Genomic DNA, 23,652 nt, shown 5'->3' with positions numbered 1-23,652 from the left:
ATTCAATGGCTGATCGCTTCGAGCGAGAGCCCGCGCGTCACCGGCCCTAGCAGAATCATCACGATGCCCACGAGCATCGAAGCGCCGATGAACACCGCGACGCCAGGCACACCGTAATGATGGAGCAGGATGCCGATGGCGAGCCCCGCGAATGCGGCGGCGATGCGGCTCCACGAGTACACGAAGCCGACGGCGCGAGCGCGGATACGCGTCGGGTAAAGCTCGGCCTGGTAACCGTGATAGGCGTAGGACATCACGTTCGAAGCAAGCGTGAAGAGCACGCCCAGCACGATCAGGACCCACGGCTGCGTGGCTTGCGCGAATAGCGTAATCACCACCGCCATCATCAGGAGGCCGCCGACGATCTGCGTCTTGCGCTCCAGCTTGTCGGCGAACCACACGCCAATCAGCGGCCCGAACGGATTGGCGATGGCAATCACGAAGGCGTACGCAAGACTCTGCGTGATGTGGACGCCACGCGCAATCAGCAGCGTCGGCACCCATGCCGCGAAGCCGTAAAACCCGATCACCTGCGCCATGTTGAAGATCGACAGAATCACCGTGCGCCGCAAATACGGCGCGCGCAACACTTCGCCAAGCGAGCCGCGCCCGGCCTTTTCAAGCGAGATCGCCCCGAGCGGCGGCAACGCCGTGCCCGTTTCTGCCGTGACGCGCCGCTCGATGTCGGCAACGATGCGTTCCGCTTCGTCCTCACGGCCATTGCGCGCGAGCCAGCGCGGACTTTCGGGAATACTCCGGCGCAGGAACCACACCACTACCGCGCCCACCGAACCGATCAGGATCACCACGCGCCAGTAGTCGAGGCCGATAGGATGCGTGTCCTTGAGGATATAGGCGAGAAACGCGACGACCGGCACCACGCTGAAGGTGATGAACTGGTTGACCGCATAGGCGCGGCCGCGCTCGCCGCTCGGGATCAGTTCGGAAATGTACGTGTCGATGGTCACGAGCTCGATGCCAATGCCGATGCCGGCAATGAAGCGCCAGATATTGAGCGCCTGGCCGCTCGTCTGAAACGCCATGATCGCCGTGCAGGCGATGTACCAGATCAGCGACCACGTGAAGATCATGCGCCGCCCGAACCGGTCGGCGACCTGGCCGAACGCGAGCGCGCCGACCCACAGCCCGGCGAAGGTCGAGAACACGAAGGTGCCGAAGCCGGCCACCTTGAGCGGCCCGAGCGCGGAGAAGAAACCGAGCGATTCCGGCGTGAAAAGACCCGAATGCACCATGCCGGGCGCGACATAGCCCGTGAAGAAGAGGTCGTAAAACTCGAATACGCCGCCGAGCGACAGCAGAATCACCATCGACCAGACTGTGCGCGACGGCGGCAACCGGTCGAAGCGGGCGGCAATTTCCGCCGATTTTTCAATGGACATCCCGATTCCTCATTACATTTTGAAAGCGTGTGGGGAACAAAATGTGCCTGCATCGATGTGTTTGCATGGGTTGCGCGCGACGTATGCAAATGCTGAAACAGGCCATAGCACGCACTTTATGGGTGCCGCGACGTGGAAGCACCTGGTTGAAACCCAAATGCGTTGCGCTTATGACAATGCCGCTTATGCCAACGAGGGAGGCAATGAGTCGGCCGCGCTTTACGCGATGCTCGCGCCTGTGTGGCTCACGCGGTTGCGGCCGGCGTGTTTGGCCGCATACAAGGCGGCATCGGCGGCTTCGATCAGCGCATTAGGGGACGACGCAACGATCGCGTCGCGCGTGGCGCAGCCCGCGCTCACCGTGACGAGGCCTCCTGCGGAGGGGGAGGGAATGCCGAGTTGCTCGACGGCGGCACGTGCGCGTTCGGCGAGCGCCGCGGCTTCATTTGCGCCGGTATCGGGCAGGACGAGCGCGAATTCTTCGCCGCCATAGCGCGCGACAAAGCCGCCGGGCGCGTGCCGCGTGCTCGCAAGCGTGGCGGCGAGCGCGCTCGCTACGGCGCCGAGACAGGCGTCGCCGTGCAGATGGCCGAAGGCGTCGTTGTAGTGCTTGAAGTGATCGACATCGAGCATCACGAGCGACAGCGGCTGGCCGCTGCGCGCTGCGCGCTCGAAGGCCTCGCGGAACTGCTCGTCGAAATAGCTGCGGTTGTAGACGCGCGTGAGCGCATCGCGTGCGGAGGCGCGGATCAGCGTGGCGTGTTCTTCGGCGAGCTGACGATAGAGCGCCGTCACTTCCCACACCAGCACGCACACGAGCACGCCTGGCGCGAACATGCTGAACACGCGCGCGACATACCAGCCCACCGTGAAGCGCTCGATGCTGAGCGTATTGAGCGCGGCGTCGACGAGCGAGGCGAGCAGCGCCACCACGATCCACAAATCGAGCACGAGGCGCAGCCGTCCCTTGAGCAGCACGAGCGCGATGGCGATCAGGTTGAGCGCGCAGATCACGAGACCCGCGAGATTGTTCGCGATGGCCGACACCGGCGAGGGAGCAGGCGCAGCGTTCGCAACGTCGTGAAACGGCGATGCGAGATCGACGTGCGTGACGAGCACGCCGAGCAGGGCGGCGAGCGCCGCCGGGCACGCGATCAGCAGCCAGCCGCGTGCGTCGAGACGTTCGCGGGCGAACGGCGGGGCGGGCAGGCGCTTTCTCACCAGTTCGGCGACGATGACGAGCGCGGGAAAGCCTGCGTGCCAGAACACCCACATCCATGCGGCGCTATTCGGGAGCGCGCCGAGCAGGCCCGTGCGCGCGAACACGCCAGGAAACATCAACAGCTGCAGCGCAACGGCAATGGCCGTGAACGCGTAGGCGCCGCCCAGCGCCGCGAGCATGGCCACGCGCGTAGCCGCGAAACGCGCGCCCAGCAGGAACGCCGCGATGCTCGACGTGGTGAATACGGCGAGCGCGCACATCGGCATGAACGGGGCGATGCCGGGCAACGCGTCGCGTGCACGCGGCGCCGCGAGCGCGAGCGTGAGGAGGATCGCAAACGCGCATATGCTGGCGAAGAGCGCCTGCCTGCGTGTTGCCGGACCGATCAGCAAGCCGTCCATATGATGACTTTTGGGTTGATGCGCAGCTCGAGCATGTGATCGTGGCGTGACAGCGTGAGGGCCGCTCGCGTCCGGAAAGCAGACTAAATTGACTGAAGGTATTGTGCTCCGAATCGGCTAAATAGTGGGGCACGGATGCGCGAGCCCAGTTATATTGAGTTTCGGTTATGAGCGCGCTACATTGGGCGCGCGAATTTCGGCATCGCGCGATCGGTGGTCGTCACGCGCGGGCGTGGCTCATGTAATTTGCATGTAAGGATTGCTGATGATGCATCGCGTATCGCGCGACCACCGCGAAGGCTATGGTTGGCTCGGCGGTCGTGCGGGCCAGACGAGGCTTGGCTGGTCCGCGTTGGGGTTGGCTTGCGTGTTCGGCGCGCTGGCTTTCGTTTTCGCTGTGCCGTTCGATGCACGCCTATGTGCCGTGATGTCGAGCGCGTGCCTCAATCTCTTCATCGTCGCCTTCGGCACACGGCTCTCGGCGGCGCGCGCGCCAGCCGGCGAACCGGTCTCGAAGACTTCGCTGCGCCTCTTGCGCCTCGCGTTCCAGCGCAATTCGGAGGCCGCCGACATGCGCGGCCTGCTGCGGTCGCTGCCGTGGCAAGGGTGGATCGCGCCGCTCGGCGCGCTCTTTTCGCTTGCGTTCGCCATCTCTGCGTGGACGTCCCCCGCCTATGCGCCAACGGTTTCGCAACGTGAATCCGCGCCTTTTCTCGTAGCGGGAGCCGCTGCGCTCGTCATCGCTTTTGCTGCGCTCGTGGCGGAGCGCTTTCATGCGCAGCGCGCCGCGCAGTCACGCGAATCCGCCGCGCTCGCGGGGCCGTTGCGTCTGGTGCTCGTCGCTGCGTTGAGTATGGCGGCTTCAGTTGCGGCGCTGGCTTATGCGGGCGAGGCGCTTACATGGCTAGTGCGTATCGTCGCCCTGCTTTCCGGTGTGATTGCCGTCGAACTCGGCCTGCGTGCGCTGCTCGCTGCGCTGGCAAAGCCCGGCGATGACCGCTTCCTGCATAGCACTATCGCGGGCGTGCTGAGCGTGCAGGCACGTCCGGTCGCCGCACTGAATGCCCAGTTGCGTATGCGTTATGGCATCGATCTGCGGCAGAACTGGGCGCTCCAGAGTTTCGTTCGCCTCCTGCCAGGCGCGCTCGCGGCCATGGTGGTGGCGGGCTGGCTACTCGGCGGCGTGACGATCCTCGGCCCCGATCAGCGCGCTGTGTACGAGCGCTTCGGCGCACCTGTCGCCGTGTGGCAGCCGGGCCTGCATGTGGGCCTGCCCTGGCCCTTCGGCCGCGCGCGCGTGATCGACAACGGCGCGGTCCATCAACTGATCGTCTCGGGCAGCGCGAACGACAGCAGCCGCGCCGCGCCTGCCGTTTCCGCCGATGGCGACACACCCGCGCAATTGAATCGCCTGTGGGATGTGACGCATCCCTGGGAGACGACTCAGGTGATCGCAGGCACGAGCGGCGCCCAGCAGGCGTTCCAGATCGTGAGCGCGGACGTGCGGCTCGACTATCGCGTCGGCCTCACGGACGCGGCGGCGCGTGCCTCGCTGTATCGCGCTGTCGCTATGGACGACACGGTGCGCTCGATCGCGAACCGCGAGGTCGTGCGTTACCTCGCGTCGCGCACGCTGCCGTCGCTGCTCGACACGCCGCAAACGGCCATGGCCGGCGCGTTGCGCGGCGCCGTGCAGCGCGAATTGGACCGGCTCGCGAGCGGCATCGAGGTCGTGGCCGTGGTGATCGAGAGCGTGCATCCGCCTGCGGGCGCGGCCGCCGCGTATCACGGCGTGCAGGCCGCGCAGATTCGCGCGCAGGCCAGTGTGGTGCAGGCGCACGGCTTTGCGGCGACGGCGCTTGGGCAAGCGCAGCAGCAGGCGATCGAGACCGTCGCGCTGGGTAGCGCGAACGCGGCGGACACGCTTGCCGCCGCGCGCGCCCAGCAGATCGCCTTCGACGCCGATGTGATCGCGCAGCAGCTCGGCGGGCCGGCATTCGGCTTCGAGTATTACCTGCACAGCCTGCAAAAAGGGCTGAAAAACGCGAGCGTGACCGTGATCGACGACCGGCTAGCGAGCGGCAGCCGCGCGACGATCGACCTGCGCACGTTGAGCCCGGCCGCGGCGGCTGGCATGAAGAAGGCGTGGTGACCCGTTACCCCATAGACAGAGTAAGGTGATTCGACAGTGAGCCTTTTGCATACGCACGGCGATGCGCATTCTCATCATCATCATGACCACGGCGCAGGCAGCTCGGGTGGCGCAGGCGGCCTCGCGCCCGTGAATCCCCGGCGTTTTGCGCTGCGCGTGGCGTTCGCGCTGTTCTGCGTGATCGTCGCGCTCATCGTAGCGAGCGTCGTGCAGGTGCGCGAGGGCGAGGCCACCGTGGTCACGCGCTTTGGCGACCCCGTGCGCGTGCTGCTGCGGCCCGGTCTCGCGTGGCGCCTGCCTGCGCCCATCGAGGCCGCTGTGCCGGTGGACCTGCGGCTGCACACGACGTCGAGCGGTTTGCAGGACGTCGGCACGCGCGATGGCTTGCGCATCATCGTGCAGGCCTATGTGGCCTGGCGCGTGCCCGCCAATGCGAACGACATTGGCCGCTTCGTGCGTGCCGTGCGCAACGAACCCGACGAAGCCGCGCGCCAGATTCGCTCGCTCGTCGGGTCGGCCTTGCAGACGACGTCTGCCGGCTTCGATCTTGCCTCGCTCGTGAACACCGATCCGTCGCAGGTCCGCATCGGCGCATTCGAAGAGGCGCTGCGCCGCCAGGTCGATGCGCAGGTGTACGCGGCCTATGGCGTGCACGTCGTGCAGGTGGGGCTCGAGCGTCTCACGCTGCCCGCCGTGACGCTGGCGGCAACGGTCGATCGCATGCGCGCCGAACGCGAGACCGTGGCCGCGCAGCGCACCGCCGAAGGCCTGCGCGAAGCGGCGCAGATCCGCTCGGACGCCGATCGCGACGCACGCGTGCTGATCGCCGACGCCAACGTGAAAGCCGCCGATATCGAGGCGCAATCGCGCAAGGATGCGGCGGCGATCTACGGCAAGAGCTACGCCGCCGATCCGCAGCTCTATACGATGCTGCGCTCGCTCGACACGCTCGGCACGGTCGTCAACAGCAACACGAATCTGATCCTGCGCACCGATGCCGCGCCGTTCCGCGCACTGGTGCAGGGGCCGCCCGGGCTCGGAGCGGCCACGGCGCCGTCGGGGCAGGTCGTTGCGCCCGCAACCACTTCGCACGCGCGCGGGCACACGCCATGAGCACGAGCGACAACTTCCCGGCGCTCGGGCCCGGCGCACAGGCGGTGCGTCTGTCGTTCTGGTTCGTGGCGGCGCTGGCCGTGCTGGCCGCGCTCGCGTGGGCCACGTCGAACGTGCGCCGCATTCCCGCCGACAGCAGCGCCGTCGTGATGCGCTTTGGCGCCTACGTGCGCAGCCAGGGCGCGGGACTGCTCGTCGCGTTACCGCGGCCGTTCGAAACGGTGCTGCTCGTGCCGGGCAGCGAGCGTGTGCTCGAGAAGCGCATCGTCTCGCTTACACGCGATCCGGGTGCGCCCGCGCAACTGAGCGATGCAAGCGACGCGCTCGCGGGGTCCGGCTACGTGCTCACGGGCGACAACGGCGTCGTGCAGGTGAGCGCGACGCTGTTCTACCGCGTGAGCGACCCTTACGCGTATGCGTTGCAGCTCGAGCATCTCGACGCCGCGCTCGAGCGCATCGTCTCGGCCGCGCTCGCGCAAACCGCCGCGCAACGCGACCTCGATTCGATCCTCGTCGCGCGCCCGGAGATGGTGGCCGCCGATCAGCAGATGGCCGCGCGCCGCGAGCAATTGCGCGGCGATCTCGCACGCGCGGTCCAGCGCCAGCTCGACGCGCTGACTGCCGCGCGTGCGGGGCTCGGCATCGAGGTCTCGCGCATGGATCTGCAAGCGTCGTTTCCAGCCTCGGCGGTCGATGCGTTCAATGCCGTGCTGACTTCGCTGCAGAACGCCGAGCGCGATGTCGCGCAGGCGCGCACGCTCGCGGAAAAAACGCGGCAGCACGCGCAGCAGAGCGCCGACCGCATCGTGCAGGACGCGCAAGCGAGCGCCGCGGAGCGCGTGGCGACGGCGCAGTCGGAAACCTCGACGATCGCGCAACTCGAAGCGGCGCTCGGCGCGAACCATGACCCGGGGCTGCTTGCGCGTGCGTATCGCGACCGCGTGCAGGCGGTGCTCGCGCACGCCGCGCGCGTGACGACGCTCGACCCCAACGACGCATCGAGCCTCGTGCTGCCGGGGCGCGCGCCATGACCACGCCATACGACACGCCGACGAGTCAGCGCGCACCCGGCGCCGCACAGGAAACCGGATCCGCGCACGCCCACGGCCACGCACGCGAGGGTCACGAAGCTCCCGCAGGTCCATCCGTCGCCACGCTCGTCATGTCGGACGCCGAGCGTCGCGCCATCACTCGCCACACGTCGCTCGCGCTGTTCGCGGGCGCATTGCTGCTGCTCTCGCTCGCGTGGCCGCATCTGGCGCCCGGCAGCGCCACGCTCGCGCAGGTGCTGGCGGCGGTCGCCTCGCTCGTGGTCGCGCCGCCCGTGTTCGCGGGCGCGTGGCGCAGCCTCAGGACGCCGAGTCTGCACGGCGTGACCGACCGCCTCATCGCGCTCGCCATGCTCGGCGCGTGGGCCGTGGGCGACATGACGACGGCCGCGCTTCTGCCGATCGTGATGACCTTCGGCCACGCGCTCGAAGAGCGCAGCGTGCTCGGCTCGCAGGAAGCGATCCGCGCGCTGGGCCGCCTTACTGCCGGCGACGTCCGGCGTGTGAGCGCCGCGGGCGCGATCGAGACTGTGCCCTATGACGCGCTTCGTCCCGGTGACGTCGTCGACGTGCTGCCCGGCTCGCGCGTGCCCGCGGACGGCATCGTGCGGCACGGCCGCTCGGCCATCGACAACGGGCCGATCACTGGCGAATCGTTGCCGCAGGACGCGGGCGAGGGCGCGCGCGTCTTCGGCGGCGCGATGAATCTGGACGGCCCGCTGCGCGTGGAGATCACGCACGTCGGCAAGGCCTCGACGCTGGGCAAGGTCGTCGAGTTGATGCAGCGTGCCGAAGCCGCGAAGCCGCCTATCACGCAGGCGCTCGAACGCTACATGGACGCCTACCTCGCGCTCGTGCTGCTGATCGCGGCGATCGTGTGGTTCGTGAGCGCGAACGCTTCGGCCATGCTGGCGGTGATCGTCGCCGCGTGCCCATGCGCGCTCGTGCTGGCGGCGCCTTCCACCGCGATCGCCGGCATCGCGGCGGGTGCGCGGCGCGGCATCTTGTTCAGGAATGCGGCCTTTATCGACGCGCTGGCCGAAATCGATACGCTCGTGATCGACAAGACGGGCACGCTCACGCACGGCGAATTGCGCGTGACGACGGTGATGTTGCAGCCGGGTGCGGACGAAGCCACCACACTGGCGCTGGCCGCCCAGCTCGCTCAGGTCAGCGCGCATCCGGTGTGTCGCGCGCTGTTGCGCTACGGCGCGCCGGGAACGCCGCCAACCGAGCCGCCCCCGCTCGCGCGCGAGATGCGCGGACTCGGCGTGCTCGCGACGATGCCCGAAGGTGAGGCGGTGCTGGGCCGCCATGATCTGCTCGAACAATACGTGAGCGCGCTGCCGCCCGCGCCCGCGCAGCTGGACGGCCCGTGCGCAGGCCTCGCGCTGAACGGCCGCCTGCTCGCATGGTTCGGTTTCGCCGACACGGTGCGCCCGGAAGCGCGCGAAGCGTTGGACGGAATGCGTGCGCTCGGCATCGAGCGTGCGACGCTGCTCACGGGCGACCGCGAGCGCGTGGCGCGCCGCGTGGCCGCCGAAGTGGGCATCGACACCGTGGTGGCGCATGCGCTGCCGCACGACAAGCTCGACTATGTGCTGGGCGAGATCGGCGCGGGGCGCCGCCCGATGGTGGTCGGCGACGGCCTGAACGACGTGCTCGCGATCAAGGCCGGCGCGACCAGCGTGGCGATGGGCGAGCGCGGCATCGATATCGCCGTGGCCGCCGCCGATATCGTGCTGCTCGCCGACGACCTGCGCCGCGTGCCGGACAGCGTGCGCCTCGGGCGGCGCTGCCGGCGCATCGCGACGGCGAATGCGGCGATCGGGCTGGCGTGGACGGTGGCCGTCATCACGCTCGCGGCGCTAGGCGTATTGAGCGCCGTGGCGAGCGCGGTGCTGCACAACGTGGGCACGTTCGTCGTGATCGCGAACGCGGGGCGCCTCCTGCGCGACGAATGACGAACGCCGTTAGTGCGGCACCGCCGTCAACGTGCGCAACTGCTCCAGCAGCTTCACCGCCGGGCTCGGCAGAATGCCGTGGCGCCGGCGAAACGCGGTGAGCGTGCGCCGGCCCTCGACTCCCGGCATGTCGAGCGTATCGAACACACCCGCCTTGCTTTCCGTGAGGTACATCGTCGATGCCATCCAGCTCAGGAACCCCGAGCGCGCCACGAGGCTCTTGAGCGCCATGATCGAGCGCGTTTGCACGACCACGTTCGGCCGGCCCAGCCCGTGCGCCGCGAAGACCTGCTCCATGTGCTCGAACGGCGCCGTGCCGCGCGGCGGAATCGCCCATTGCTCGTCCAGGGTGTCCGCGAGCGTGAGGTCGGGTTTCGCGCGCAACGGATGATCGTGCGCCGCCACTACGTAGCTGGAATCCTCCCAGCGGCAATCGCCGATCGCTGCGATTTCGTCGGTATCGGGCACGGCCATGCTGAGCGCGAGATCGATCTCGCGTTTGACGAGCGCATCGGCGAGCCGGTCCCACACGCCTTCGAGAATCTCGACGCGCAGCCCGGGCCAGCGCCGCAGCACGCCGCTCACGGCGAGCGGTAGCACGAGGCTCGCAATGCTGCCCACCGCTCCCACGCGGATCGTGCCGCGCGCGAGGCCGCGCATGGCGTCGATTTCCTCGCGCGCCTGCTCCGCTTCGCGCTGCAGCAGGATGGCGTGCGGCAGGAGCGCTTCGCCCACGGCGGTGAGGTGCATGCCGCGAGAATGCCGCTCGAACAGCGGCGCGCCCACTTGCTCTTCGAGGCGGCGGATCGCCCGCGAGAGCGCGGGCTGGGTCACGTGCAGCGTTTCCGCCGCGCGCCCGAGACTGCCCGCCGAGACGATGGTCGCGAACGCCTGGAGTTGCTGGAGGTTGTAAGTCATGCCTAAAGGTAATGGCTTTTGGCGAAATCCGCAATTTTCGGTTACCTGTAGCGTCGCGATAATGATCCTCCATTGAACGACGCGCTTTTTTCGAGAGGAGGCCTTGGATGACTGGCAGTGCGCCTCAGCAGGACCAGCAGAAGCGGGATACCACGGCGCCCGGCGGTGCCGGCGGTGCCTATACCGTGCGCGACGCGGTCATCGACTTCGCGCGCCGCGTGGGCATGACCTCGGTCTTCGCCAACCCCGGCTCGACCGAGCTGCCCATGTTCCGCGACTTTCCCGCCGACTTCCGCTACGTGCTCGGCCTCCAGGAAGCGGTCGTGGTCGGCATGGCCGACGGCTATGCGCAGGCCACCGGCAATGCGGCGCTCGTGAACCTGCACTCGGCGGCGGGCGTGGGCAACGCCATGGGCAACCTTTTCACGGCGTTTCGCAACCGCACGCCGCTCGTCGTTACGGCGGGCCAGCAGGCGCGTTCGATCCTGCCGTTCGATCCGTTTCTCGCGGCCACCCAGGCCACCGAGCTGCCCAAGCCCTATGTGAAGTGGAGCATCGAGCCGGCGCGCGCGCAGGACGTGCCGCTCGCCATTGCACGCGCTTATGCGATCGCCATGCAGGAGCCGCGCGGCCCGGTGTTCGTGTCGATTCCCGTGGACGACTGGGACCAGCCGGCCGAACGCGTGCCCGATCGCGCGCTCGCGCACACCACGCGTCCCGAGCCCGCGATGCTGGCGAACATCGGCGCGGCGCTGGACGCGTGTGCGCGCCCCGTCTTCGTGGTGGGCGGCGCGGTGGATCGCGCGGGCGCGGCCGACGACGTGGTCCGGCTCGCGGAGCGCCATCGTGCGCGCGTGTTCGTCGCCCCCATGACGGGCCGTTGCAGCTTTCCGGAAAAGCATCCGCTGTTCGCGGGTTTTCTGCCGGCCATGCGCGAGCGCATCGTCGAGTTGCTCGGCGGGCACGATCTCGTGTTCGCGATCGGCGCGCCGGCTTTCACCTATCACGTGGAGGGCCACGGGCCGCACGTGCCGCCGGGCGCCGCGCTGTACCAGTTGATCGACGATCCGAACACCGCCGCGTGGACGCCCGAGGGCATGGCCGCCGTGGGCAATGTGAGGCTGGGCGTGCTGGATCTGCTGGAGCGGCCCGCGCCGGCCGTCGAGCGTGCGATGCCCGCGCAGCGCGCCGTGCCGCCGCGCGCCATGCCGCCGGCTGTGCCGGGCGAGCGCATGTCGGTCGCCTACGCGCTGCAAACGCTCGCCGAAGTGCGCGACGCGGGCACGACCGTCGTCGAGGAAGCGCCCAGCTCGCGCCCGGTGATGCAAGCGTACCTGCCCTACGAGCGCCCCGGCACCTTCCTCACGATGGACAGCGGCGGCCTGGGCTACGGCATGCCCGCCGCCGTGGGCGTGGCGCTCGCGAAGCCCGGCGAACGCGTAATCGCGCTGATCGGCGACGGCTCCAGCATGTACTCGATCCAGGCGATCTGGAGCGCGGTGCAGCTCGATCTGCCGATTACCTTCGTCATCCTGAACAACACGCGCTACGCAGCGCTACAGGACTTCGCGCCGGTGTTCGGCTTCGCGCCGACCGACCCGGTGCAGGGCACCGACCTGCCGGGGCTCGATTTCGTCACGCTGGCCGCGGGTATGGGCTGCCCCGGCGTGCGTGTGAGCGAGGCGGGGCCGTTGCGCGATACGCTTGGCCGCGCGCTGGCCGGGCAGGGCCCGAAGCTGGTCGAGCTGCTCGTCGCCTGAACGGTGCGTGCGCAACCTGTCGAATTCACGTAAAGCGAGGAAAAAGGACATGCAAACCGTAACGATGCTGATCGACGGCGAAGCGGTGCAGGCACGCAACGGGGCGACGTTCGAGCGCCGCAATCCACTCGACGGCACGGTGGCGAGCTGCGCGCCCGCGGGCACGGTGGAAGACGCAGTCGCGGCGGTCGATGCGGCGGCGGCCGCCTTCCCGGTATGGTCGGCCATGGGCCCGAGCGAACGCCGCGTGCTGCTCACGAAGGCCGCGCACGCGCTCGAAGCCAAAGCCGACGCGTTCGCCGCCGCGATGGCCGCGGAAACCGGTGCATCGGGTATCTGGGCGGGCTTCAATGTGCATCTCGCGGCAGCCGGCCTGATCGAGGCCGCCGCGCTCACCACGCAGATCGGCGGCGAGCTGATTCCCTCCGACGTGCCCGGCAGCCTCGCCATGGGCGTGCGCCAGCCGGCGGGCGTCGTGCTCGGCCTCGCGCCCTGGAATGCCCCCGTGATCCTCGCGGTGCGCGCTATCGCGTTGCCGCTCGCGTGCGGCAATACCGTCGTGCTCAAGGGCTCGGAGATTTGCCCGGCCACGCACGGTCTCATCATTGCGGCGATGCTGGAGGCGGGCCTGCCGCGCGGCACCGTCAACTTCGTGACGAACGCGCCCGCCGACGCGGCGCGCGTGGTCGAAGCCATGATCGCGCACCCGAAAGTGCGCCGCGTGAACTTCACGGGCTCCACGCGCGTGGGCCGCATCATCGCCGAAACCTGTGCGCGCTATCTGAAGCCTTCGGTGCTCGAGTTGGGCGGCAAGGCGCCGCTCGTCGTGCTCGACGATGCCGATATCGAAGCGGCGGCGCACGCGGCCGCGTTTGGCGCGTTCGCCAATTCCGGGCAGATCTGCATGTCGACGGAGCGCATCATCGTCGATGAAAGCATTGCCGACGCCTTCGTCGCGCGTCTGGGCGAGCGCGCCCGCGCGCTGCCGCTCGGCGATCCGCGCAAGGGCCCGGTCGTGCTCGGCTCGGTGGTGGACATGAGCACCGTGGAGCGCTGCAACGCGCTGATCGACGACGCGCTCGCCAAAGGCGCGACGCTCGTATGCGGCGGCAAGGCCGAAACCACGCTGATGCCCGCCACGCTGCTCGACCATGTCACGCCCGGGATGCGCGTCTATCACGACGAATCGTTCGGTCCCGTAAAAGGCATCGTGCGTGTGCGTGGCGAGGACGCCGCGATTGCCTGCGCGAACGACAACGCGTACGGGCTTTCGTCGGCGGTGTTCAGCCGCGATCCGGCGCGCGCGTGGGGCGTCGCGCAGCGCATCGAGTCGGGCATCTGCCACATCAACGGGCCGACCGTGCACGACGAAGCGCAGATGCCGTTCGGCGGCGTGAAGGAGAGCGGCTTTGGGCGCTTCGGCGGCAAGGCGGGCATTGCCGAATTCACCGAACTGCGCTGGATCACGATGCAGACCGCGCCGCGCCACTATCCGTTCTAAGGGCGCGCCATGCATATCGCCATACTCGGCGCGGGCGCGATGGGCTCGCTGTTCGGCGGTCTGCTCGCCGTTGCGGGCCATCGCGTCACGCTGCTCGACGTCGACGACGCTCACTTGAACGCGATCAACGAAGCCGGTCTGCGGCTCACGACCGATGCGGGCGAGCGAGTCGTCGCGAATCTCGAGGCGTTGCGCCCGGAGGCGGCGACCACGCCGGCCGATCTGCTGATCGTCTTCACCAAGACGCTGCACACGCAGGCGGCGCTCGGCGCGGCGCACGCCGTGCTCGGGCCGCAAACTGCGCTGCTGTCGCTGCAGAACGGCCTCGGCAACGCCGAGCGTCTCGCACAGTTCGCGGACCCGGCTCGCGTGATGATAGGCGTGACGACCTGGCCGGCCGACAAGAACGGCCCTGGCCGCGTGAGTTCGCACGGCCAGGGCGTGATCCGCCTGATGAGCGCGGACGGCGCGCATTCGCCGATGCTTTCCCGCACGGTCCAAGCGCTCAACGACGCCGGACTCGCCTGCAGCGCGGACGCCGATGTCTGGGCCGCGATCTGGGAGAAGGTCGCGTTCAACACGGCGCTCAACAGCCTTTGCGCGGTGACGGGCTGCACTGTCGGCGAACTCACGAACGCGCCGGACGGCGAAGCGCTCGCGCTCAAGATCGTCGCAGAAGTCGCGGCGGTGGCGCATGCGCACGGCGTGGCCGTGAACGAGGCGCATGTGGCCGACAACGTGCGGCACGCGCTCGCGCATCACCGCGCGCATCGGCCTTCGATGCTCCAGGACGTGATCGCCGGGCGCAAGACCGAGATCGAGGCCATCAACGGCGCGGTCGTCGAGGCGGCGGGCATGCGTGCGATCGCCGTGCCATATACGACAGCGCTGCTGCATCTCGTGCGCCTCGTCGATGCAAAGGATTCCGTATGAAATAGCAGTCAACGTCGCACCACCATGACAAACGAATGACTGCGCGTCCACAGCGCAGCAAAGGAGACAATTCATGACTTATGCCACGCCCGCCCCCGCCTCGGGAGCGACCCCGCGCGAGAGCGACGCCATCGCTGGCGGCACGGTCGATATCGGCCGCACGCTCGACGAAGGCGCGTATTCCACGCTGCAGAAGTTCGCCGTGGTGCTGGCGGCCTTGTCGATCGTCGTCGACGGCTTCGACAGCCAGTTGATCGGCTTCGCGATTCCGGTGCTGATCAAGGAGTGGGGCATCACGCGCAATGCGTTCGCCCCCGTGGTGGCGGCGGGGCTGATCGGCATGGGCTTCGGCAGCGCATTCGCCGGCCTGTTCGCGGATCGCTTCGGACGCCGCTGGGCCGTGGTGGGCAGCGTACTCGTGTTCGGCACGGCGACCTGCGCGATCGGCCTCGCGCCGAACGTGGCGGCCATCGCCGTGCTGCGCTTCATAGCAGGCTTTGGCATTGGCGGCGCGCTGCCGAGTTCGACGACGATGACAGCCGAATTCACGCCCGCGCGCTTTCGCACCTTCGCGGTGACGGCAACCATCGTGTGCGTGCCGCTCGGCGGCATGCTGGCGGGCATTTTCGCGGCGCAAGTGCTGCCGGTGTACGGCTGGCGCGGGCTCTTTTTCGCAGGCGGCGTGCTGCCCCTCGTGCTCGCGCTCGTGCTGCTCGTGGCGCTGCCCGAGTCTCCCCGCTTTCTCGCACGCCGGCCGAAGCGCTGGCCCGAACTCGTGCGCCTGCTCGGCCGCATGGCGCGCGAGGTTGCGCCGGACGCGGTGTTCACCGACGTGCGCGAGCAAAGCGCCGAAAAGCACGTGGGCTTCACGGCGCTCTTTCGCGACGGCCGCGCACGCGACACCGTGGCGATCTGGTGGGCGTTCTTCATGTGCCTGCTCGCCGTGTACAGCGCATTCAGCTGGCTGCCCGCCATGCTGACGAGCGAAGGTCTGAGCGTCTCGCTCGCCGGCTACGGGCTGAGCGCGTACAACCTGGGCGGCGTGATCGGCGCGTTGCTGTGCGCGCTCGCCATTGCGCGCTTCGGCTCGCGCGGGCCGCTCCTGCTGTGCTGCGCGGGCGGCGCGGCGAGCGCCTGGGTGATGCTCGGCGTGGGTGCGACCCAGCACACGGGCTTGCTCATTGCGGGTCTCGGCCTGCACGGCCTCTTCGTCAACGCGGTGCAATCGACCATGTACGCGCTGTGCGCCTACGTCTACCCAACGGGCGTGCGCGCGACGGGCACGGCCTCGGCGCTGGCATTCGGCCGCGTGGGCGCGATCCTGAGCGCGTTTGCCGGCGCGGTGGTGATTACCGCAGGCGGCGCGGCAGGCTATTTGACGATGCTCGGCGCAGCCATGGCGCTGGTGCTGATCGCGCTGGCCGTGGTGGGCCGTCATATCCCGAAGCGCGCGGGACAGCAGCGGATTTGATCCGTTCCTGAGACTGGACGATGGCGCGGGCCTGCGCCATCGCGTTCGATCGGTCAGTGCATTCAATCAAGAGTACTAAAAAACGACGCACGACATGGCGGCGCGGCTGCGTGTCGCCTTCTCACGCCTCGAATCGAAAACAACGTCCGGCTGGCGGCAAGTCCGCGAGACCGGAACACCAGGAGAACACGGAGATCATGAAACTTCGGATCGCAGCAGGGCTGGTCTGCGCTGGCCTCAGCGCGTCGGCGTTCGCGCAGGGCAGCGTTACGCTTTACGGCATCGTCGATACCGGCATTGAATATGTTTCACACGCGAACGCGGCGGGCGACAGCGTGGTGCGCATGCCCGGCATTACCGGCGAAATGCCCTCGCGCTGGGGCGTGCGCGGCAGCGAGGGGCTGGGCGGAGGGTGGTCCACGATTTTCGCGTTGGAGAGCGGCTTCAACATGCGCGGCGGCACGTTGAATCAGGGCGGCCGGCTGTTCGGGCGCCAGGCGTGGGTGGGCATGAGCAGCCCCTATGGCAGCCTGACGTTCGGGCGTCAGTACACCATGACGTTCTGGGCGATCGCCGACGCCGATCTGCTCGGACCGGACATCTACGGCGGCACCGCTTCGTTCGACCAGTACCTGCCGAGTTCGCGCAGCGACAACACGATCGTCTACAAGGGCAGCTACGGCGGCTTCACGCTCGGCGCGACGTGGTCATTCGGGCGCGATTCGGCCGGCACCGGCAATTCGCCGGGCCAGGGCACCTGCGCGGGGCCCGTGCCGGGCAGTTCGCAGTCTTGCCGCGAATGGTCGGCGATGCTGCGCTACGACCGCAATGGCTACGGCGTCGCCGCTGCCTATGACGAACAACGCGGCGGCCCAGGCGCGGCGGCGAACCTCTACGACGGCACGCCGACCTTCGCGCTGACGAACCCGGGCGACACCGACGTGCGCATCCAGCTCAACGGCTACGGCCATGTCGGCGCGCTGCGCATCGGCGGCGGCTGGCTGGGCAGGCGCGTCGACACGGTTTCGGCTGAAACGCCCAACGTGCATTCGGACCAGTTCTATCTCACGGCGCAGTATCCGGTGACGGCGGCCTTTATCGTCGACGGCGGCGTGTACCACATCGTCAATAGCGACCACGACACGCGCGGCACGATTGCGGCGCTGCGCACCACGTATCAGCTGTCCAAGCGATCAGCCGTTTATCTGCAGGGCGCGTATTTGTGGAACAGTGCGAAGGCGGCCTACACGGTGAGCCAGGGTGGCGGCGGCACGACGCCCGCACCGGGAGCGGGGCAACTGGGGATCATGGCGGGTATCCGGCATAGCTTCTAGGTATGCGGCTGCCGGTGGCGTTGCAAACCCTCGCGTTGCACGCGGCCCTCGCCTGAACGAGGCGAGGGCCGCGTGGGCGATCAGAGACCGCTTACCGTCTTGACCGTCACCCACTGGCCGTTTTTCACCTGATAGACCGTGGACGAACCGTTCTTGAGCGAGCCATTCGCGTTGTACGCGATATGGCCGGTAATGCCGTCGAAGGCGATGCTTTGCATCTTCGCGCGATAGTCGTCGGGCTTGGTCGAATTGGCGGCCTGCATCGCCTTGATGGCGGCCCACGCCGCGTCGTAGCCGAACGGCGCATAAGAGAGCACGTCGACGCCATACTTCTGCTTGAAGCGGTCGGCGAACTTCGCGCCGACCGGCGTGCTGTCGAGCGGCCGGCCATACTCCCACGCCATGGCGCCTTCGGACACGTCGCCCGCGAGCTTGACGAAGTCCACATCCTTCACGCCGCCGCCGCCCACGTACTGCGCCTTGATGCCGAGCTGGGCCATCTGCTTCATGATGCCGGCCGCCTGCGGGTTGAGGGCGCCCACGAAAATCAGATCGGGGTTCTTGCTCTTGATGTTCGTGAGCTGCGTCTTGAAGTCCGTCGCCTGGTTCGTCGTGTACTCGCGGTCGACGATCTCGCCACCGTGCGCCTTGACGGCCTTCACGAATTCGTCGGCTTCGCCCTGGCCGAACGCCGTGCGGTCGTCGATGACGGCGATGCGCTTGGCCTTCGTCGTCGTGACTGCGTAGGCGCCCGCGGTGCCCGCGTTTTGCGCGTCGCTCGAGATCACCATGAAGATGTTCTTGAAGCCGCGGCCGCTGATGACCGGGTTCGTCGCGGCCGGATCGATGTCGGGCAGGCCCGCCTTTTCGTACAGCTCGGAAGCGGGAATGGTCGTGCCCGAGTTGAAGTGGCCGACGACGACCGAAACGCCTTCGTCGACGAGCTTTTGCGCGACCTGCACGCCCACGCGCGGGTCGGCCTGATCGTCTTCGGCGACGAGTTCGAACGAGACGGGCTGGCCGTTGATCTTGACGCCTTGCGCCTTGGCGTCGTCGAGGGCCATCTTGACGCCGTTTTCCAGGTCTTTGCCGTAATTCGCGTTCGGTCCGGTGAGCGGCGCGGCAAAACCGATTTTAACGACGGTATCCGCGCGCGAGGCGAGCGGTGCAACAGCGAGAAGTGCTCCAACGGCAACTGCGATAGGGGTAAGAGTCTTCGCAAAACGCATGTTGTTTCCTTTGTCGGCAAGCATGGGTCTACTGCTGTGGCGTGCATACCGGCCAGGCCTGCCCGCTTCGCGCGGTTAGCGGCCGGCTCACGACTCTCTTGTTCGCGTCGACTGCGGGTTGGGCTCCTCCAGAATAGGCGTGGAATCGATCGAAGCGCCCCGCACGCAAGACGCCGGGGCGAGACGCTGAGAGCGACTATAGGAAGCCAATATCGCTTCGTCTTGACCGTTCACGACGGCTTCCATGCGCATTTCTGCATAGCCGGCCGAATCGGGGCAATCAGGGCAAGTACGCCCTGCCGGGGCGAAATAAGGCGTAGTAGAAATGTAATCGACATCCGCGCGGGGTCCGGTAAAGTCCCGCCATCACGCGCAATGCAGCACAACAATGACATCACGCCTGTCACGACGAGAATTCATCAAACTGACGATCGCGGTCGGCACGACCGTTGCGACCATTGAAACGAGCCCCGCGGCCTTCGCGAACGCTGCGCCTTGCCGGCTCACGCCCGAGCAGGAAGTCGGCCCTTACTGGATCGACGGCGATCTCGTGCGCCGCGACATCCGGGAGGGCAGAGCGGGCGTGCCGTTGACGCTCGACATCGTGCTTACCGACGCGAGAACGTGCGCGCCGCTCGTTGGCGGGGCAGTCGACATATGGCAATGCGATGCGATGGGCGTCTATTCGGGCTACACGAAGATGGAACTTCCGCCCCCGCCCGATTTCGATCCGAAGGCGCCTGGCCGCCCGCCCGCGGGACGGCCCCCTGGTCCGCCGCCCATGACGCCGCCCACGCTGCGGCCTACCGACCACCAGACCTTCCTGCGCGGCATTCAGCACACCGATCGCGCGGGCATCGTCACGTTCGAAACCATCGTGCCGGGCAACTATCCCGGGCGCACCAACCACATTCATTTCAAGGTCCGCACGGCAAGCGCGTCGCAACCGCAGCGCACGCATGTTTCGCATGTCGGCCAGGTCTTCTTGCCGGAATCGCTGATGGTGACGCTGATGCAACTCGATCCGTATCGCGGCCACGCGATCCAGCGCACCACGCAGAGCGAAGACCCGGTATTCGTCGATCAGTCCGGCTCGACGATGGTCGCAAGCGCGAGCCCCATTGCCGTTGATGGCCGCGTCACCGGGTTGCGTGCGCGCGTGAGCGCGGTGGTCGATCCCGATGCGCAGCCGCAGCCGCTCGAACCGCTTTCGGGGCCTCACACACACTGATCCCGGCCGCACCGGGCGCGGGGCGGCAATGCTGGCCCAGGCGCGCTGATAGACTTCTTGCATGCAACATGGGAGAAGCGATCGTGGGGGCGTTCGAGCGTGTCTTGATGCGAGCGTTCGGTCGACCCGAAGGCATCCTCGGCCGGCTCGGCGGCATGCTCATGGCAAAGATGAACCAGCCGTGCGCGGCATGGGCTATCGGCCCCCTCGAGATTCGCGAACACGACCGGGTGCTTGAAATCGGGTTCGGGCCTGGCGCGGGTATTCAGCTTCTCGCCGCAGCGGCACCCTCCGGGCACATTGACGGCATCGATCCATCACAGGAAATGCTGGCGCAAGCCACAGCGCGGAATGCCGCTGCAATCGCCCGCGGCCGGGTCGGTCTGCGAATCGGCTCAGTGGAGCGGTTGCCATGCGAAGCCAGCACCTTCGCGCCCGGTTTCACTGCGTATTCGGGACAAAAGCCCGGCGGGTTGATCGAACGACTAACAGCCGCCGGCTTTGTCGAAGCGAAGCTTGTCGAAACCGGGAAGGCTTTTTGCGTGCTCGCTGTCGAACCATGAGCGAACAGGCAGGTAACGGCCATTCAGCAGGATCGCAGAACAAGCGTGTGCCTATTTCTTTCGCCTGCTCTTTTCGGGGTTCTGAAGGGTGCGAAGCGCATAGCACGACGCTCCATGCCGGCTCAGGAAGAGCCGGCATACACGCCATCGCGCGACCTCGTCAGACGAAAAAGCTTACGACCCGCCAAAGAACACCGGCTTCATCCCGGCCGGGCTGGCCGGATGGCCCATCTGCGACGAGCCGTTCATGGCAGGGCCGTAGCCGCTGCCCTGGCCGGCGGCACTAGCGTCGGCGGCCGGCATGCTGGAGGGAAAGTCGACGGTGTTCGCATTGGCCGGATTGAAGCCGGCTTGCTGAAGCTGTGCGATCTCGGCCTGTACTTGTGCGCGCGTCAGACCTCCATCCGACTGCGCCAACGAAGCAATTGGCACAGCCATGACGGCGACCGCGCAAACTGCGTGGACTAGCGTCTTCATAATGGTCCACCTCCGGGTTAGTGACACCGGCTCACACGTGCTGCAAACGGCCCGTTCATCCGAACCCTGGTTCGACCCCTTGCCAGACTTTGCAGCGCTCATACGTTATCGTTGTCCTCTGTTCCGATCGTATGCGCGGGTGATCGTTTTGGCCTCCACCATTTGATGGAGGCTCTCGAAATGGCGCGGCGGATCGTGTGGCCACGCGCGTCGAAGCAGGGATCGGCATTTCGATCCTTTCCCGAGATTGCCTGGATTGTTCGGGGGCGGATGGTCTAACGGCTGTTCCGCAAGGTCAGCTGATTCGTCACCGACCTGACTCCGCGCACCGATCTTGCCGTGTTGCCGGCGAGCGCGATCTGCCTGGGCTCAGGCACCCATCCCGTGAGCGTCACGACGCCGAGGCGCGCCCTGACGCGAATCCCTGAAGCATCCAGGTTCGGCGTCCGCTCAAGGGCGCTGCGGACGTCACGAGTCACGGCACTGTCCGGCCTGTTCTGAAGCCGCGACGTCGAGTACGCCGCCCGATGCGCTGTCGCGCCAGCACCCGTGTTCTCACCTGTCTGCGCGCCAGCGTGGATCGAGCCACAACTCATGGAGACCGCAACCAGGATCGCGCAGATTTTGACGCTCACACCGCTCACTTTCATGCTCCCTTTCAGGCCAGCCCTTCGATTTCCCGCTATCTAGCCGCTCCATCACGGTAGAACGCGTCACTGGCGTCCACCATTTGCGAGAGTCCGGGCTGTTCGAGTGGATAATGCCCGGCGCTTTCGAGCATGACAACCTTCACCGGCACCCTCTGGATCCTCTCGAGGAACGGTTCGCTCAAGTGCAAGGGCGTCCAGCGGTCTGCTGCGCGCAATGCCACGCCAGGCAAGGGGCGCAGCAAGGTAGGGCCGCATCGCTTCGCCGGCAAAGCGGGCCGCCTCGTGAAACAGTTACAAGATAAGTATTGACGCTGGTCCATCCGGCAGGGTAACGTTCGCATCGAAGTTCAAGAAGTTCGATTGCTGTTCATCAATTGCTCGCGCCCCCGCGGTATTCGTTGTCCTCTCCCTCCTTGAAGCTTCACGCGCTCTTCAATAGAGCAATTTTTCGCATTTTTTTCTCAAGGATTCTTCATGGATACCGGCACCGTTAAGTGGTTCAACGACAGCAAAGGCTTTGGCTTCATCACCCCGGACAAGGGCGGTGACGACCTGTTCGCTCACTTCTCCGAAATCAGGAGCGAAGGCTTCAAGACGCTGGCTGAGAATCAGAAGGTGAGCTTCGAAACGAAGCAAGGCCCGAAGGGTCTGCAAGCGGCTAACATCAAGCCGCTGTAAAGTTGAAGGGCCCGGCCTCCTCAGACGGACGCCGGGTTGCAGCGACACCCTCGCGGAGCTTTGCCTCCCTCTGTTGGCGCGATCACTCCTGATTGGCATCTGTTTATTCAGCAGCTTGCCGGCGCCATACGCCTCGTTGCGCCTCATTCTCCCCTCAGGCTTTAACGCCCTTTTTTCGCTTTTCGACTGCTGAAGAATTCGGCTCGAATGGCTTTGAATCGGCGCGCCCGTGCGCGATTCGCACGGCATGTGCGCGCTCAAATATCATTAAAATTAAAATGCAGAACAAGCAAATTCAACATTACAACGGCTATGCCGTCCAATCCTCGGCGCATCGCTTGCCCGATGGTAGCTTTTCATCCAACCTGTCGCTCGAACTCATCGACGGCGAGCGAGCCGAAGGCCGCTACTCGTTCTATTCGCTCGATTACTTCAAGAGTGAAGAGCAAGCGTTGCAGCACTCGACCCAGTGGGCACGCAACTGGGTCGACACGCGCGGCTAAAGACGACGCCAAAGTGCGAAACACTCAACGCACCTGAAGCGCCAGGGCGGGTGCAGCAAAGCGCGCCCAATCATCACGCGGGACTCCGAACTGCGCGTCGTCGGCATGCGTCGCTGACAACACCCATTCCTTGTGGCCCCGCCGAGAGTGGCGGGATAAATAGCGGCCTTCGGTTACAATACAGGACTAGTTCGCTTCGCACAGCACCGACAAGACGCGTGTGGGTGAGTCGCGAGTCCTCCTTTGATTGATAGTCCAGCGATAACTGTGCTCGCTGGACTATACGCCCCGACGCGTATCGGTCCGGTATTGCGAGCCGCCGCGTTTTACCCATCCCCTCGCGTATCTCAGTCGCCGCCCGGACAGAGCGGTGACCATGACTTCCGGGACGCAAGGGCAGCCCGGCAATTTCATGCTCCCCATTGCCGCGCGAGCGCTTGTCGATCAACGCTCGCGACGTCTTCACAATGCGGCGTCCGAACCCATGTCCCGCCAAATGATCAGGAATCTTGAATGGCCAAAGAAGAACTGCTGGAACTCGACGGTATCGTTGACGAAGTGCTGCCAGACAGCCGTTACCGCGTCACGCTCGACAATGGCGTGGTTGTAGGTGCGTACGCATCCGGTCGAATTCGCAAGAATCACATTCGCATCCTTGCGGGCGACCGGGTAACGCTGGAACTCTCGGTGTACGACCTGACGAAAGGACGAATCAATTTCCGGCATAAGGATGAGCGAAGCGGCGCCGCAACGCCAAGAACCCCATTTCGCCGTCGTTGACGGAGCGCGCGACCGTCGGCTGTGACCCTTACCTGTGCCACGACGCAGCGTGCACATCCATATCACGATTCGCCATGGCTGGTGGATCTCAACCAAGGAAAATAGTGACTACCGTAATTCTGAAACCCGACGAGCCCATGGAAGTTGCGTTGCGCCGTTTCCGTCGCTCGATCGAGCGCACCGGCCTGATTCCGGAGCTTCGTGCCCGGACAGCCTATGAAAAACCTACCGCGGTACGCAAGCGCAAAAAGGCCGCTGCTGTGGCACGCCTGCGCAAGCAGATCAAACGGTCGTTGCCGCCGAAGAAGCGGTACTGACCGCAC

General features: G+C 66.6%; 22 protein-coding genes. 16 read left to right on the top strand and 6 right to left on the bottom strand.

Features of this window, described 5'->3' with window-relative positions; genetic code table 11:
- Nucleotides 1-2 precede the first annotated feature (2 nt).
- Together AB3X99_RS36590 and AB3X99_RS36585 are read right to left on the bottom strand one after the other, a co-directional pair.
- Nucleotides 3-1,328: an MFS transporter gene (locus AB3X99_RS36590; protein ID WP_368619731.1), complete on the bottom strand. Its 1,326-nt coding sequence runs from the start codon at nt 1,326-1,328 to the stop codon at nt 3-5.
- A 291-nt stretch (nt 1,329-1,619) separates the two neighbouring features.
- The gene (locus AB3X99_RS36585; RefSeq protein ID WP_368619715.1) at nt 1,620-3,023 is read right to left on the bottom strand and encodes a GGDEF domain-containing protein; all 1,404 of its coding nucleotides are present in this window, start codon (nt 3,021-3,023) and stop codon (nt 1,620-1,622) included.
- A gap of 265 nt (nt 3,024-3,288) precedes the next feature.
- Between AB3X99_RS36585 and AB3X99_RS36580 the strand changes: the two genes are divergently transcribed.
- The 4 genes from AB3X99_RS36580 to AB3X99_RS36565 are packed head-to-tail and all read left to right on the top strand — an operon-like array spanning nt 3,289 to nt 9,301.
- Nucleotides 3,289-5,175, top strand: a complete 1,887-nt coding sequence (locus tag AB3X99_RS36580; protein WP_368619714.1) for an SPFH domain-containing protein — start codon at nt 3,289-3,291, stop codon at nt 5,173-5,175.
- Between the two features lie 36 nt (nt 5,176-5,211).
- Entirely contained in the window at nt 5,212-6,288 is a 1,077-nt protein-coding gene (gene hflC, locus AB3X99_RS36575) for a protease modulator HflC (protein ID WP_368619713.1), read from the top strand.
- Nucleotides 6,285-7,319, top strand: a complete 1,035-nt coding sequence (hflK, locus tag AB3X99_RS36570; protein WP_069262995.1) for a protease modulator HflK — start codon at nt 6,285-6,287, stop codon at nt 7,317-7,319. Before hflC ends, hflK begins: the two co-directional genes overlap by 4 nt.
- The gene (locus AB3X99_RS36565; protein ID WP_368619712.1) at nt 7,316-9,301 is read left to right on the top strand and encodes a heavy metal translocating P-type ATPase; all 1,986 of its coding nucleotides are present in this window, start codon (nt 7,316-7,318) and stop codon (nt 9,299-9,301) included. Before hflK ends, AB3X99_RS36565 begins: the two co-directional genes overlap by 4 nt.
- Before the next feature lie 9 nt (nt 9,302-9,310).
- On the opposite strand, the gene AB3X99_RS36560 is transcribed toward AB3X99_RS36565, so the two are convergent.
- On the bottom strand, nt 9,311-10,219 hold the full coding sequence (locus AB3X99_RS36560; protein ID WP_368619711.1) for a LysR family transcriptional regulator: 909 nt from the start codon (nt 10,217-10,219) through the stop codon (nt 9,311-9,313).
- Between the two features lie 107 nt (nt 10,220-10,326).
- Here AB3X99_RS36560 and mdlC point away from each other — a divergent pair, with 107 nt between their 5' ends.
- From mdlC to AB3X99_RS36535, 5 genes are all read left to right on the top strand, one after another.
- Entirely contained in the window at nt 10,327-11,979 is a 1,653-nt protein-coding gene (mdlC, locus tag AB3X99_RS36555; protein ID WP_368619710.1) for a benzoylformate decarboxylase, read from the top strand.
- 49 nt (nt 11,980-12,028) lie between these two features.
- Nucleotides 12,029-13,480, top strand: coding sequence for an aldehyde dehydrogenase (locus tag AB3X99_RS36550; RefSeq protein WP_368619709.1), 1,452 nt, complete (start codon nt 12,029-12,031; stop codon nt 13,478-13,480).
- Between the two features lie 9 nt (nt 13,481-13,489).
- The gene (locus tag AB3X99_RS36545) at nt 13,490-14,413 is read left to right on the top strand and encodes a ketopantoate reductase family protein (protein ID WP_368619708.1); all 924 of its coding nucleotides are present in this window, start codon (nt 13,490-13,492) and stop codon (nt 14,411-14,413) included.
- Nucleotides 14,414-14,486: 73 nt separating this feature from the next.
- Nucleotides 14,487-15,884, top strand: coding sequence for an MFS transporter (locus AB3X99_RS36540; protein ID WP_368619707.1), 1,398 nt, complete (start codon nt 14,487-14,489; stop codon nt 15,882-15,884).
- 197 nt (nt 15,885-16,081) lie between these two features.
- Complete coding sequence (locus AB3X99_RS36535; protein ID WP_368619706.1) at nt 16,082-17,218, top strand: porin; 1,137 nt, start codon at nt 16,082-16,084, stop codon at nt 17,216-17,218.
- 80 nt (nt 17,219-17,298) lie between these two features.
- Here the strand turns inward: AB3X99_RS36535 and AB3X99_RS36530 are convergent, their stop codons facing one another.
- On the bottom strand, nt 17,299-18,447 hold the full coding sequence (locus tag AB3X99_RS36530; RefSeq protein ID WP_368619705.1) for a branched-chain amino acid ABC transporter substrate-binding protein: 1,149 nt from the start codon (nt 18,445-18,447) through the stop codon (nt 17,299-17,301).
- Nucleotides 18,448-18,835: 388 nt separating this feature from the next.
- On the opposite strand from AB3X99_RS36530, the gene AB3X99_RS36525 reads away from it, so the two are divergent.
- Nucleotides 18,836-19,678: an intradiol ring-cleavage dioxygenase gene (locus AB3X99_RS36525; RefSeq protein ID WP_368619704.1), complete on the top strand. Its 843-nt coding sequence runs from the start codon at nt 18,836-18,838 to the stop codon at nt 19,676-19,678.
- A 68-nt stretch (nt 19,679-19,746) separates the two neighbouring features.
- Entirely contained in the window at nt 19,747-20,241 is a 495-nt protein-coding gene (locus AB3X99_RS36520; RefSeq protein ID WP_368619703.1) for a class I SAM-dependent methyltransferase, read from the top strand.
- 174 nt (nt 20,242-20,415) lie between these two features.
- Here AB3X99_RS36520 and AB3X99_RS36515 read toward each other — a convergent pair whose 3' ends face one another.
- Together AB3X99_RS36515 and AB3X99_RS36510 are read right to left on the bottom strand one after the other, a co-directional pair.
- Nucleotides 20,416-20,718, bottom strand: a complete 303-nt coding sequence (locus AB3X99_RS36515; protein WP_368619702.1) for a DUF4148 domain-containing protein — start codon at nt 20,716-20,718, stop codon at nt 20,416-20,418.
- A gap of 275 nt (nt 20,719-20,993) precedes the next feature.
- The gene (locus tag AB3X99_RS36510; protein WP_368619701.1) at nt 20,994-21,368 is read right to left on the bottom strand and encodes a BON domain-containing protein; all 375 of its coding nucleotides are present in this window, start codon (nt 21,366-21,368) and stop codon (nt 20,994-20,996) included.
- Nucleotides 21,369-21,497: 129 nt separating this feature from the next.
- On the opposite strand from AB3X99_RS36510, the gene AB3X99_RS36505 reads away from it, so the two are divergent.
- From AB3X99_RS36505 to rpsU, 5 genes are all read left to right on the top strand, one after another.
- Complete coding sequence (locus AB3X99_RS36505; RefSeq protein ID WP_368602813.1) at nt 21,498-21,677, top strand: hypothetical protein; 180 nt, start codon at nt 21,498-21,500, stop codon at nt 21,675-21,677.
- 165 nt (nt 21,678-21,842) lie between these two features.
- Nucleotides 21,843-22,046, top strand: a complete 204-nt coding sequence (locus AB3X99_RS36500) for a cold-shock protein (protein WP_091997204.1) — start codon at nt 21,843-21,845, stop codon at nt 22,044-22,046.
- A 278-nt stretch (nt 22,047-22,324) separates the two neighbouring features.
- Nucleotides 22,325-22,549 (top strand): hypothetical protein, encoded by a 225-nt coding sequence (locus tag AB3X99_RS36495; protein ID WP_368602836.1) that lies wholly within the window; start codon nt 22,325-22,327, stop codon nt 22,547-22,549.
- Between the two features lie 513 nt (nt 22,550-23,062).
- Nucleotides 23,063-23,329, top strand: a complete 267-nt coding sequence (infA, locus tag AB3X99_RS36490; protein WP_083245150.1) for a translation initiation factor IF-1 — start codon at nt 23,063-23,065, stop codon at nt 23,327-23,329.
- 104 nt (nt 23,330-23,433) lie between these two features.
- The gene (gene rpsU / locus AB3X99_RS36485) at nt 23,434-23,646 is read left to right on the top strand and encodes a 30S ribosomal protein S21 (protein WP_069263010.1); all 213 of its coding nucleotides are present in this window, start codon (nt 23,434-23,436) and stop codon (nt 23,644-23,646) included.
- Nucleotides 23,647-23,652 lie beyond the last annotated feature (6 nt).

Origin of the sequence: Paraburkholderia sp. BR10882, assembly GCF_040948855.1 — a bacterium.
Classification (GTDB): domain Bacteria; phylum Pseudomonadota; class Gammaproteobacteria; order Burkholderiales; family Burkholderiaceae; genus Paraburkholderia; species Paraburkholderia nodosa_A.
Note: the sequence above shows the minus strand (reverse complement) of the source record. Positions and strands in the feature narration are given on the sequence as shown.

Coding starts and splice junctions, on each gene's coding strand:
- AB3X99_RS36520 (WP_368619703.1), top strand. CDS start 19,747: ATGGGAGAAGCGATCGTGGGGGCGTTCGAGCGTGTCTTGATGCGAGCG.
- AB3X99_RS36580 (WP_368619714.1), top strand. CDS start 3,289: ATGATGCATCGCGTATCGCGCGACCACCGCGAAGGCTATGGTTGGCTC.
- AB3X99_RS36560 (WP_368619711.1), bottom strand. CDS start 10,219: ATGACTTACAACCTCCAGCAACTCCAGGCGTTCGCGACCATCGTCTCG.
- AB3X99_RS36510 (WP_368619701.1), bottom strand. CDS start 21,368: ATGAAAGTGAGCGGTGTGAGCGTCAAAATCTGCGCGATCCTGGTTGCG.
- AB3X99_RS36495 (WP_368602836.1), top strand. CDS start 22,325: ATGCAGAACAAGCAAATTCAACATTACAACGGCTATGCCGTCCAATCC.
- AB3X99_RS36590 (WP_368619731.1), bottom strand. CDS start 1,328: ATGGTGATTCTGCTGTCGCTCGGCGGCGTATTCGAGTTTTACGACCTC.
- AB3X99_RS36565 (WP_368619712.1), top strand. CDS start 7,316: ATGACCACGCCATACGACACGCCGACGAGTCAGCGCGCACCCGGCGCC.
- AB3X99_RS36505 (WP_368602813.1), top strand. CDS start 21,498: ATGACAACCTTCACCGGCACCCTCTGGATCCTCTCGAGGAACGGTTCG.
- AB3X99_RS36535 (WP_368619706.1), top strand. CDS start 16,082: ATGAAACTTCGGATCGCAGCAGGGCTGGTCTGCGCTGGCCTCAGCGCG.
- AB3X99_RS36550 (WP_368619709.1), top strand. CDS start 12,029: ATGCAAACCGTAACGATGCTGATCGACGGCGAAGCGGTGCAGGCACGC.
- AB3X99_RS36540 (WP_368619707.1), top strand. CDS start 14,487: ATGACTTATGCCACGCCCGCCCCCGCCTCGGGAGCGACCCCGCGCGAG.
- AB3X99_RS36585 (WP_368619715.1), bottom strand. CDS start 3,023: ATGGACGGCTTGCTGATCGGTCCGGCAACACGCAGGCAGGCGCTCTTC.
- AB3X99_RS36525 (WP_368619704.1), top strand. CDS start 18,836: ATGACATCACGCCTGTCACGACGAGAATTCATCAAACTGACGATCGCG.
- hflK (WP_069262995.1), top strand. CDS start 6,285: ATGAGCACGAGCGACAACTTCCCGGCGCTCGGGCCCGGCGCACAGGCG.
- AB3X99_RS36515 (WP_368619702.1), bottom strand. CDS start 20,718: ATGAAGACGCTAGTCCACGCAGTTTGCGCGGTCGCCGTCATGGCTGTG.
- infA (WP_083245150.1), top strand. CDS start 23,063: ATGGCCAAAGAAGAACTGCTGGAACTCGACGGTATCGTTGACGAAGTG.
- AB3X99_RS36545 (WP_368619708.1), top strand. CDS start 13,490: ATGCATATCGCCATACTCGGCGCGGGCGCGATGGGCTCGCTGTTCGGC.
- AB3X99_RS36530 (WP_368619705.1), bottom strand. CDS start 18,447: ATGCGTTTTGCGAAGACTCTTACCCCTATCGCAGTTGCCGTTGGAGCA.
- mdlC (WP_368619710.1), top strand. CDS start 10,327: ATGACTGGCAGTGCGCCTCAGCAGGACCAGCAGAAGCGGGATACCACG.
- AB3X99_RS36500 (WP_091997204.1), top strand. CDS start 21,843: ATGGATACCGGCACCGTTAAGTGGTTCAACGACAGCAAAGGCTTTGGC.